Genomic DNA, 10,984 nt, shown 5'->3' on the forward strand with positions numbered 1-10,984 from the left:
CTCCGGACCGGACCGGCGAGCCCCGCCGACGAGATGCTGGAGCCCGGCGCCTCGCGCCCGCGCCAGCCGCAGGCCGCGCCGGCCGAGGCGCCCGCGCCCGAGATGCCGGCCGGCGACATCAAGGCAAGCTTCATCGCCGCCGCCCGCCGGGCCGCTCAGGCCGCCGCCGCCGAAGCCTCGGGCACCGCCGCCGCCATGCCGGCGGCCGAGCGGGACGGCGAGGTCCGTGGCAGCCTGGTCGAGCGGCTGCGGAGCGCGATCGAGCGTCGCCGGCGGCCGCTCCTCCTCGGTATCGCGGCGATCGTGCTGGCGCTCGGGACACTGCAGGCCCTGCAGACCTCCGGTCCGCGGCTCGGCGGCGCAACGACCTCCCGCGAGGCCTCCGCGCCGGTCGACCCGGCCACGACCCAGTCGGTCGCCAATGCCGGCCCGAAGGCGCTCGCCGTCCCGGGCGATGCGTCGACCGCGAAGGCCGCCCCCGCCAAGCCCGAGGCCGAAGCTTCCGGCAAGCCGGACGTCGCGGCAAAGCCCGGCGACGCCGCCAAGGCCGGGGAGGCGGCCAAGGCCTCGGAACCCTCCAAGGCGGCCGATCTCGGCAAGGTCTCCGATCTCGGCAAGGTGTCCGATCTCGGCAAGCCGCTGGAGCCGGCGAAGCCGGCGCTGCCGCGGGTCGCCGACATGGCGTCCCTGAGCGGCGACCTCTCCGGCATCCCGGCCGGCGCGTCCTCCCTGCGCCAGGCGGCGCTCGAGGGCGACGGCGCCGCGATCTACGAGCTCGCCAGCCGCACCGTCGACGGCCGCGGCCTGCCGCGGGACGCCGCCCTCGCCGCCAAGCTGTTCGACCGTCTGGCGAATGCCGGCTACGCCCCGGCGCAGTACCGCCTCGGCAGCCAGTACGAGAAGGGCCTCGGCCTCGTCCGCGACCAGGACAAGGCCCGGCTGTGGTACGGCCGCGCGGCGATCCAGGGTCACGTCCGGGCGATGCACAACCTCGCGGTGATGCTGGCCGAGTCGGGGGCCGCCGGCGGCAAGCCCGACTACGCCTCCGCGTCGAACTGGTTCCGCAAGGCGGCCGAGTACGGCGTGCGCGACAGCCAGTACAACCTCGCGGTGCTCCTTGCCCGCGGGCTCGGGGTCAACCAGGACCTGGCCCAGGCCTATGGCTGGTTCGCCGCCGCCGCCGCGCAGGGCGACGACGATGCCGGCCGCAAGCGCGACGAGGTCGCGGCCAAGCTGGCTCCGAAGGACCTCGCCGCCGCCCGCGCCGCCGCCGAGGCCTGGAAGGCGAAGACGCCGGATCCGGTGGCGAACGATCCCCCGCCGATGCGGGTCGAGACCGCCTCTCCGGCCGGCGGCATGTCGCTGATCGGCGCGCCGCCGCCGCTCGCAGCGGGCCGGAGCACCGGCAAGGTCTGAACGGACACGAGGAACGACGAAGGGCGCGGAGCGATCCGCGCCCTTCGTCGTTCCGGGACACGGACTCATTGCCCTTCCTGCCGCCCGGTTTCCCCAGCGGCGAAAACATGGTCTAGGATCGGGGTCCCGCGCCGTCCCGGACCGCTCCTCCGTTGCAGATCTACCTCCCGATCGCCGAGATGCCGGTCAGCGTCCTCGTCCTCATCGGGCTCGGCGCGGCGGTGGGGTTCATCTCGGGCCTGTTCGGCATCGGCGGCGGCTTCCTGATGACGCCGATCCTGATCGTGATGGGCATCCCGCCGGCCGTCGCCGTCGCGACCCAGACCGCGCCGATCGTCGCCTCCTCGACCACCAGCGTGCTGGCGGCGCTCCGCCGCAACGCCCTCGACCTGCGTCTCGGCCTCGTCCTGGTGCTGGGGGGCTTCGCCGGGACGAGCCTCGGCGTCTGGTTCTTCGCCGCCATGCGGCGGGCGGGCCAGCTCGATCTCGTCATCACCGTCGCCTACGTCACGCTGTTCACGGTGGTGGGCGGGCTGATGCTCACGGAATCCGTGCGCGGCTTCTGGGCGAGCCGGCACGGCCGGGCGCGGCCCGCGCGGCTCGGCGGGGATCATGCCGCCTACATGGCCTGGCCGCTGCGGGTGCGGTTTCCCCGCTCGCGGCTCTACGCCAGCGTGATCCCGATCCTCGGCCTCGCGCTGTTCGTGGGCTTTGCCGGCGCGGTGCTCGGCATCGGCGGCGGCTTCATCCTGGTCCCGGCGCTCCTCTACCTGATGCGGGTACCGACGAGCGTGGTGGTGGGCACCTCGCAGTTCCAGATCCTGTGCACCAGCTTCGTCGCCCTGGTGCTGCACGCGACGCAGAACCAGGCGGTCGACGTCGTGCTGGCGGTGATCCTGATCGTCGGCGGGGTGTTCGGCGCGCAGTTCGGCGCACGGGCCGGGCGCAACCTGCGCTCGGAGTACTTCCGGTTCCTGCTCGCCATCCTGGTCCTGGCGGTCGGCCTGCGCTTCGCGGTCGAGCTGGGCTTACGGCCCGCGGAGCCGTTCTCGATCGTGGTCCAGGAGGCGCGCTGAATGCGCCCCGGGCACGGTCCGAACAAAGTGCCGGCACGCGCGCACCTGCTCCTGCTCGGCCTGCTCTCCATTGGCCCGGCCCGGGCCGAATCCCTGGTCGTCAGCCTGTCGTTCAACCGGCTCGCCGTCACCTCGACCTATACCGGCACGTCGGTCGCGGTGTTCGGCGCGGTCGAGCGCGACGGCCAGGCGGCGGCGCGGTCCGGCGGCTACGACGTGGTGGTGACGATCCGGGGGCCGCGCCAGTCGCTGACGGTGCGCGAGAAGGAGGCCCTCGGCCCGGTCTGGGTCAACCGCGCGCAGCAGAAATTCGCCGAGGTGCCGAGCTTCCTGGCGGTCCTGTCCTCGCGGGCCCTGCCCGACCTCGCCGACGAGGCGACGCGCCGGCGCCTGCGGCTCGGGCTCTCGGCGATCGTCGCCGCGCCGGACCTCACCCTGGCGGCGCCGGTGCCGGACGATCCGTTCCGCGAGGCGCTGCTGCGCCTGCGCCGGCGCGAGCGGCTGTTCACCGAGACCGCATCCGGCGTGCGCTTCCTGGCGCCGACGGTGTTTCGCGCCACCGCGCCGCTGCCGGCCACCGCGCCGGTCGGCGCCTACGACGTCGAGGTGGTGCTGCTCGCCGGCGGCGTGCCGCTCGCGCGCCACGAGGCGCGGTTCGACCTGGTGAAATCCGGCATCGAGCAGGGGCTCGCCGATGCCGCCCGCGATTGGTCGCTGGCCTACGGTCTTGCCGTCGGGGCGCTGGCGCTCATCTCCGGCTGGCTCGCCAGCGTGATCTTCCGGAGAGACTGATGCCCCGCACCGCTCCCCCCGCCGCCCTCGTCCTCGGGGCCGGGGGCCTGATCCCGTTCCTGGGTCTCTCCGCCCTGGTGATCCTCGGCCAGTCGCTGTTCGGGGTGTCGCCGCGCCCGCTGCTGGCCGCCTACGGCGCCGTGATCGCCTCGTTCCTCGGCGGCCTGCGCTGGGGCGCGGCCGCCGCTTCGCCGGCGGGGCGGGGCGCCGACTACGCCGTGGCGATCGTGCCCTCGCTCGTCGCCTGGGCGGCGTTGTTCGCGCCGGCCCCCTGGGACCTCAGGGCGCTGGGCGCCCTGGTCCTCGCCTGGGGCCTCGTCGACCAGGACCTGCCGCGGCGCGGGCTGGTGCCGGCCTGGCTCGGGCGGCTGCGGCTGGCGCTCTCGGGCGTGGCCGGGCTGGCATTGCTGGCGGCGGGGTTTCTCGGCTCGCCGTAGCTCACTCCCGCGTCAGCATCGTCCGGCTGATCGCGAAGACCCTCCCGTCCCCAATCAGGTGCGCGGTGAACCCGCCGGGAAACAGCTCGTCGAAGACCTTGTCGCGGACGTTGAGCCCCCCGGTCAGCGCCCCGAAGGCCGGCATCACCAGGCGGGTGCCGTCGAGGACGAAGCAGCGCCGGCGCACCGCGCGGCCGCGCATCGCCACCTTGCCGACCGGGTGGAAGTGGCCCGCGACCTCGCCGGGCTCGCGCGCCGCCGCGGGCTCGTGCCGGAGCGTCAGGCCGCCGACCGCCAGGGTGTCGGCGAAGCGGCCGCCGACGCCGTCCTGCACCGCCCGGTCGTGGTTGCCGGAGATCCAGACCCAGTCGCGGCCCTCCTGCAGCGCCGCGATCAGCGCCCGGTCGGCGACGTCGAGGCGGGCCGGCCCCTGCGCGTCGTGGAAGGAATCGCCCAAGCACACCACGCGGGCCGGGTCGAGGCGGGCCACCGCCTCGTGCAGGTTCGCGAGGGTCTCGCGGGTGTCGTAGGGCGGCAGGAACTGGCCCGAGCGGGCGGCGAACGCCGAGCCCTTCTCGAGGTGGAGATCGGAGACGACGAGCGTCCGGTGCTCGGGCAGCCACAGGGCGCCGCTGAGGTCGAGGACGAGGGTTTCGCCGGCGAGCGCCACGCCGGGGGTCTTGTGGGTCTTCTCGAGCTTCAGCGACACGGCCACGGTGATCGTCTTCCTGTGCCGGAGCGGGGCGCCCTCCGGTCTCTGTTCCGTCATGCCAGCGCCTCGCCGAGGAGAGCGGCCTCGGCCTCGGCCAGGATCTCGTCCGCCCCCTCGCCGTAGACCCGCTCACGCCCGATCTCGAGCATGACGTTGACGGCGAGCGGCGAGACCCGGTCGAGGGCCTGGTGGATGATTCGCCCCTGGATGCGCGCAAGCATCATACCGAGGCGGGTCACGTCGAGGAGTCCGGTTGCCGCATCCTGGCGCGCCGCCCGCAGCAGCAGGTGGCCGGGCTGATGCTTGCGCAGCACGTCGTAGATCAGGTCGGTCGAGATCGTGACCTGGCGCCCGGTCTTGCGCTGGCCCGGATGCCGGCGCTCGATCAGGCCGGCGATGACGGCGCATTGGCGGAACGTGCGCTTCATCATCGCGGATTCGTCGAGCCATTCCTCGAGGTCGTCGCCGAGCATGTCCTCGGCGAACAGCCCATCGAGGAAGCCGGGCTCGCGGGCGATGCGGTCCGACAAGTCGCGGGTGCCGAACACCGCGAGGCCGTAATCGTTGGCGGCGAAACCGAGCGGCCGCATCCCGGCCCGCTCCAGGCGGCGGGTCAGCAGCATGCCGAGGGTCTGGTGGGCGAGGCGGCCCTCGAACGGGAAGCAGGCGAGGTAGTGGCGGTTGGCCCGCGGAAACGTCTCGACCAGGAGGTCACGGGGGCCCGGCAGCACCGAGCGGCGGCGCTGCTGCACCAGGTAGTCGGCGACCTGGGCCGGGAGCCGGTCCCACTCGAACGGGTCGGCGATCAGCGCCCGCACCCGGGCGGCGAGGAAGGTCGAGAGCGGGAACTTCGAGCCGGCATAGCTCGGGATCGCCGGATCGGTGCCGGGTGGCCCGCGGGTGACCAGCGCCTCGTCCTCGTGCAGGCCCTCGAAGCGCAGGATCTCGCCCGCGAACAGGAAGGTGTCGCCGACCGTCAGCGTCTCGGCGAAATCCTCCTCGATCTCGCCGAGCACCCGGCCGCCCGCGGGCAGAACGGCGCCGGGTTTCGTCCGGTTGCGCCGGGCGAGCCGCACCTTGACCTTGGTCGATTCGATGATCGTGCCGACATTCATCCGGTACTGCTGCGCGGTGCGGGCGTCGCGCACCCGCCACAGCCCGTCCGGCCCGCGCAGGATCTTGGCGAAGCGCTCGTAGGCCCTGAGCGCGTAGCCGCCGGTGGCGACGTAATCGAGGACGAGGGCGAAATCCTCGCGGGTCAGGTCGGCGTAGGGCGAGGCGGCCCGGACCTCCTCGTAGAGCTCGTCCTCGGAAAACGGCCCGGCGCAGGCCATGCCGAGCACGTGCTGGGCCAGCACGTCGAGGGCGCCGATGCGCGGATCGGGCGTGTCCTGCGCCGCCTCCTCGACCGCGTCGAGGGCGGCGCGGCATTCCAGCATCTCGAAGCGGTTGGCGGGCACCAGATAGGCCTTCGAGGGCTCGTCCATCCGGTGGTTGGCCCGGCCGATCCGCTGCATGATCCGGCTCGCGCCCTTCGGCGCGCCGATGTTGATCACGAGGTCGACGTCGCCCCAGTCGATGCCGAGGTCGAGGGTCGCGGTGCAGACCACGGCGCGGAGCACGCCGGCCGCCATTGCGGCCTCGACCTTCCGGCGCTGCGTCGCGTCGAGGGAGCCGTGGTGGAGCGCGATCGGCAATCCGTCGTCGTTGAGGTTCCAGAGTTCCTGGAAGGTGTACTCGGCCTGGAGGCGGGTGTTGACGAAGACCAGCACCAGCTTGTGGCGCCGGATCAGGTCGTAGACGGCCGGCATCGATTGCCAGGCGGTGTGCCCGGCGAGCGGCAAGGTGCGGCCGGTCTCCAGCATGTGCAGGTCGGCGCGGGCCCCGCCCTCGACGGTGATCAGGTCGGCCATCGCCGGCTCGGAGCCTCGCTCGGCGACTTGCGGCACCAGGTAGCGCCGCAGCGCGTCGGGCTCGCGCACCGTCGCCGACAGGCCGGTGGTGGCGAGCCCCGGAGCGAGGCGGTGCAGCCGGGCGAGGCCGAGGCTCAGGAGGTCGCCGCGCTTCGAGGTGACGAGGGCGTGCAATTCGTCGAGCACCACCCGCTTGAGGCCGCGGAAGAGCGCGGCCGCCTCCCGGTGGGCGATCAGCAGCGCCAGCTGCTCGGGGGTGGTCAGCAGGATGTGGGGCGGGCGCGCGACTTGGCGGGTCCGCTTGTGCGACGGGGTATCGCCGGTGCGGGTCTCGATCCGGATCGTCTGCCCCAGCCCGATCCCGGCGACCGGCGCCTCGAGGTTGCGGGCGATGTCGACCGCCAGCGCCTTCAGCGGCGAGATGTAGAGGGTGTGCAGGCCGCCCTTGCCGCCGCCCTCGGCCAGCTCGACCAGGGTCGGCAGGAAGCCGGCGAGCGTCTTGCCGGCCCCGGTCGGCGCCACCAGCAGGGCCGAGCGCCCGACTTGCGCCGCCGCCAGCAGCGCGAGCTGGTGCGGCCGCGGCGCCCAGCCGCGCGCCGCGAACCACTCCGCGAAGGCGGGCGGCAAGGCCGTTGGCGAGGCGGGAGACGGCTCGGGAGCGGCCGGCGCGGGAACGGGCGCCTCGCCGGACGTCACCTCGTCGGAGGGCGCCTTGCGCGAAGGGGCCTTGCGCGAGCGGGCCTTGCGGGTCGGTGCGGCGGGGGCGGAGGGTCTGGGCACGACCGGGATGTAGCGCGCGCGCCGGTTTCGTGGGATGGCGGCGGGAATTATCATGTCGCACAGGTTCTCGGGAGCGCCGGTCGTTGGGTCTCGAATGCACGCCCTGGATCACCCTCGACGAGTCCGAGCTCGACGAGAGCTTCGTGCGCGCCTCCGGCCCGGGCGGGCAGAACGTCAACAAGGTGTCGTCCGCGGTACAGCTGCGCTTCGACGTGCGCCGCTCGCCCTCGCTGCCGAACGCCGTGGCGATCCGCCTGATGAAGCTCGCCGGGCGGCGCCTCACCTCGGACGGCGTCCTGGTCATCACGGCGCAGAACCACCGCACCCAGGAGCGCAACCGCGCCGAGGCGCGTGAGCGCCTCGTCGACCTCGTGCGCGAGGCCGCCGTGCCGCCGACGCCACGCCGCCCGACCCGCCCGACCCTCGCCTCGAAGAAGCGCCGGCTGGAGGACAAGGGCCGCCGCGGCGACGTGAAGAAGCTGCGTGGCGGCAAGACCGGGTTCGATTGAGGAGCGCTGATAGTCCTGCCGTAATGGTCGGTTGAGAACTGGTAGAGACTGTTCGACCGATCCATATAGCCTATCCCACCAGCAACCTCATCCTGAGGTGTCGGCGATCAGAGATCGTTGGCGATCGGAGATCGCACGCGATCTCTGATCGACTGACCTCGAAGGAGGGCTCCAGAAGCCTCCGAGATCACTGGATCCCTCCTCCGAGGCTCACTGCGTTCGCACCTCGCCCCGGCCGAGGCGCAGCGGCGCGCCGGGTCGCGCGAGATGGCCGACCGCTTCGAGGCGCCGGTCGGCGGCGTCGTCGCCGAGGCGGCGGGCCGTCTGGGCACCTCGGTCGCCGAGATCGGGCAGCGCGCCGCGGCCTTCGCGGACCTTGCCCGCACGGCCACCGACGAGGCGGGCCGCACCGCCGCCCTGGTGCAGCAGGTGAACGGGGCTGTCGCCAAGATCGGCGACGTCGTGGGCATCGTCGATGCCATCGCGAGCCAGACCAACCTTCCCGCGCTCAACGCCACCATCGAGGCGGCGCGGGCCGGCGAGGCGGGGCTTCTCGGTCGTCGCCGCCGAGGTTAAGGCCCTCGCCGGCCAGACCGGCCGGGCGACGGAGGAGATCGGAAGCCAGATCGGCCGCATCCAGGGCGCCACCGGCCAGGCGGCGGCGATCGGCGGCATCGCCGACCGCATCCGAGAGGTCAGCCGGATGACGAGCGTCATCGCCGGCGCGGTCGAGGACCAGGGGACCGCCACCCGCGACATCGTCCAGAACGCCTCGCACGCCGCGAACGGCGCCCGGGTGGTGACGCAGACCGTCGACACGTCGCCGGCACGGCGGGCGAGACCGGCGTGGCCGCCGACCAGGTGCTCGCCGCCGCTTCCGCCCTGTCGCACCAGTCCGAGGACCTCCGTCGGGGCGTCGCCCGCTTCCTGGAGCACGTGCGGGCGGCTTGAGCCCGGCCGTCACCGAACCGTCAAGGAGCCGTGGTTGCCTCCGGGCCGCACCAGCGCGCCGTCTCGCTCCGCCCCGGCGGGCAGGGCGGCCGGGAGGACGAGGCCACGATGACGGACCACCACACCCTCACCCGTCGCACCACCCTGGCCGGAGCGACGGCCCTGGCCCTGGCTCCCCTCGCGGCCCGGGCCCAGGGGAGCGGAACCGGCGGGCCGAGCGTCGGCCAAGGGGACGGTCGAGCCGCCGGCCAGGCCACCGGCATCGTCTACGAGGATCGCGGTGCCAAGGGGCGGCGCGGGCCCGACGATCCAGGCCTGCCCAACGTGCTGGTCTCGAACGGTCGCGAGGTGGTCCGCACCGACGCGCAGGGGCGATACGCCCTGCCGATCGGCGACGAGGCGGTGATCTTCGTGATCAAGCCGACGGGATTTTCCCTGCCGCCCGGGCCCGACGGATTGCCGCATTTCTCCTACCTGCACCAGCCGGCCGGCACGCCGCCGGACCTCGCCCTGCGCTATCCCGGCATCGCGCCGACCGGACCGCTGCCCGCATCCGTCGATTTCGGCCTGACGCGGAGCCCCGAGAGCGGCGACTTCGACGTCGTGCTGTTCACCGATCCCCAGTCGGAGAGCCACGCCGAGCTGACCTTCGTACGCGACACCGCGGTCGCCCGGGTGCTCGGCACGCGGGGGGCGTTCGGCAAGGTCGCATTCGGCATGACGACCGGCGACGTGCTGTTCGACGACCTCTCGCTCTATCCGCGCCAGAACCGGATCATGGCGCAGATCGGCGTGCCGTGGTTCCATCTCGGCGGCAACCACGACCTCAACTTCGAGGCGCCCGACGCCCGCCATTCCCGCGAGACCTTCAAGCGCACCTTCGGGGCGCCGTACTACGCGCTGGAACACGGCGGCGTGCTGTTCCTGATGCTCGACAACGTGAACTATCTCGGTGCCCGCACCGCCACGGCGAGCCGGGGCGGGCGCTACGAGGGCCGGATCGGCGAGCGCCAGCTCGCCTTCGTGGAGAACCTGCTGAAGCAGGTGCCCGCCGACCGCCTCGTGGTGGTGGCGATGCATATCCCGCTGACGAACGATCTCGGGCCCGACGATCCGGCCAACAGCACCGCCGACCGGGCGCAGCTGCTGCGGTTGCTGGCCGGACGCCCGTCGGTCAGCGTCTCGGGCCACACCCACACCACCGAGCACCATTACCTCGGGCCCGACGGCCGGGCCGGCGCCGAGGGCGGGGACGCTCATCACCACCACGTCCTCACCGCGGTCTCGGGCTCGTGGTGGAGCGGCCCGCCGGACCGGCGCGGCATCGCCACCGCCGACAGCCGCGACGGCACCCCGCACGGCTTCCACGTGCTGAGCATCGCCGGTGGGCGGACCTACACGACCCGCTACGTCCCGGCGAGCGACGATGCGGGCCGCCAGATGCGGATCGTGCTGGAGAGCCAGTTCCACGGCGACGACCTCGCCCGGCTGCCGGACACGCGCCTCTACGAGCTCCTCGGCGCAACGATCCCGGCCGAGAGCGCGGGCGGCACGAACGTGGTGGTCAACCTGTTCGATGGCGGGCCGCGCAGCACGGTGTCTTTCCGCATCGGCGACGGGCCGCTCATCCCGATGACCCGGACGCGCCGGCCGGACCCGTTCGTCGCCGCGCTCTACGCCCGCAACGCCGCGACCAAGAAATCGTGGGTGAAGGCCGAGCCGTGCTCGCATCTCTGGACCGCGCGCCTGCCGCGGGACCTGCGCGCAGGCACCCATCGCCTCACCGTCGAGGCCATCGACGAGTACGGCCGGCCGCATCGCGACGGGCTGGTGCTCGAACTCCTCGACGGCGCGGCCCGGGCGGGATAGCGCCAGGGACGACCGACGACCGCGTCACGATCACGAACGCCGCCGGCTCACCCGAGCCGGCGGTTCCCGTGCAATCCGGTCAGAGCCGGCTCGGGAACGCGATCACGGCGTCCACCGTGTCCTTCACGGTGTCCTTGATCGCCCGGCCGGCCGGCGCGAAGTCCGGGAGCGGCACGCCCAGGAAGCGGGTCGGCTCCTCCGGCGGCGCGGCAGCCGGGACTTGAGCGGAGGCCGTGCGTTGCGCAGAATCGGGCCTCTCGCGCCGGGGGGCCGGCTTCTCGGCGGTGCGCTCGACCGGGCGCTTCTCGGCCGCGGCCTTCTCGGACGCCGGCTTGGCCGGCGCGGGCCGCGGCGTCTCCGCCCTGGCATCCCGGGCATGGGCGGGCTTTGCGGACGTCTCGCCCTTCGCGGATTTCTCCTCGGCGGACTTCTCGCGCGGGGCGGCGGGCTTGGCCTGCACCGCGCGGCCCGGGGGCAGCGGCGCGGGCTCGGTGGCGCGCGGGCGCACCGGCGCCGGGGTCTCGCGGGG

At 73.5% G+C, this 10,984-nt stretch carries 8 protein-coding genes and 2 pseudogenes; 7 read left to right on the top strand and 3 right to left on the bottom strand.

All coding sequences use genetic code 11. The annotated features are described in order from the left end of the window. The 4 genes from HPY23_RS05575 to HPY23_RS05590 all read left to right on the top strand — a co-directional run. Window positions 1-1,416, top strand: a 1,416-nt coding sequence (locus HPY23_RS05575; protein WP_200649569.1) for a tetratricopeptide repeat protein, incomplete at its 5' end; no start/stop codon positions are given. Between the two features lie 152 nt (window positions 1,417-1,568). After that, a complete protein-coding gene (locus tag HPY23_RS05580; RefSeq protein ID WP_060846604.1) occupies window positions 1,569-2,492 on the top strand; it encodes a sulfite exporter TauE/SafE family protein in 924 nt (307 codons plus the stop codon). Window positions 2,493-2,519: 27 nt separating this feature from the next. Beyond that, window positions 2,520-3,284 (top strand): TIGR02186 family protein, encoded by a 765-nt coding sequence (locus tag HPY23_RS05585; protein WP_244537506.1) that lies wholly within the window; start codon window positions 2,520-2,522, stop codon window positions 3,282-3,284. Continuing rightward, a complete protein-coding gene (locus tag HPY23_RS05590) occupies window positions 3,284-3,721 on the top strand; it encodes a DUF3429 domain-containing protein (protein ID WP_091883313.1) in 438 nt (145 codons plus the stop codon). The genes HPY23_RS05585 and HPY23_RS05590 overlap by 1 nt, the downstream gene beginning before the upstream one ends. A 1-nt stretch (window position 3,722) precedes the next feature. On the opposite strand, the gene pdeM is transcribed toward HPY23_RS05590, so the two are convergent. Both pdeM and HPY23_RS05600 read right to left on the bottom strand, forming a co-directional pair. Then, window positions 3,723-4,436: a ligase-associated DNA damage response endonuclease PdeM gene (pdeM, locus tag HPY23_RS05595; RefSeq protein ID WP_091883672.1), complete on the bottom strand. Its 714-nt coding sequence runs from the start codon at window positions 4,434-4,436 to the stop codon at window positions 3,723-3,725. Between the two features lie 50 nt (window positions 4,437-4,486). Further along, entirely contained in the window at window positions 4,487-7,180 is a 2,694-nt protein-coding gene (locus HPY23_RS05600) for a ligase-associated DNA damage response DEXH box helicase (RefSeq protein WP_236012626.1), read from the bottom strand. 29 nt (window positions 7,181-7,209) lie between these two features. Here HPY23_RS05600 and arfB point away from each other — a divergent pair, with 29 nt between their 5' ends. The 3 genes and pseudogenes from arfB to HPY23_RS05615 all read left to right on the top strand — a co-directional run bounded on the left by arfB (window position 7,210) and on the right by HPY23_RS05615 (window position 10,455). Then, entirely contained in the window at window positions 7,210-7,635 is a 426-nt protein-coding gene (gene arfB, locus HPY23_RS05605) for an alternative ribosome rescue aminoacyl-tRNA hydrolase ArfB (protein ID WP_060846599.1), read from the top strand. A 228-nt stretch (window positions 7,636-7,863) separates the two neighbouring features. Beyond that, window positions 7,864-8,586 (top strand): annotated as a pseudogene (locus tag HPY23_RS05610) (methyl-accepting chemotaxis protein); the annotation flags it as partial. Between the two features lie 108 nt (window positions 8,587-8,694). Further along, entirely contained in the window at window positions 8,695-10,455 is a 1,761-nt protein-coding gene (locus HPY23_RS05615) for a calcineurin-like phosphoesterase C-terminal domain-containing protein (protein WP_091883667.1), read from the top strand. 79 nt (window positions 10,456-10,534) lie between these two features. On the opposite strand, the pseudogene HPY23_RS05620 reads toward HPY23_RS05615, so the two are convergent. Further along, window positions 10,535-10,984 (bottom strand): annotated as a pseudogene (locus tag HPY23_RS05620) (chemotaxis protein CheA); the annotation flags it as partial.

Origin of the sequence: Methylobacterium ajmalii (assembly GCF_016613415.1) — a bacterium.
Classification (GTDB): domain Bacteria; phylum Pseudomonadota; class Alphaproteobacteria; order Rhizobiales; family Beijerinckiaceae; genus Methylobacterium; species Methylobacterium ajmalii.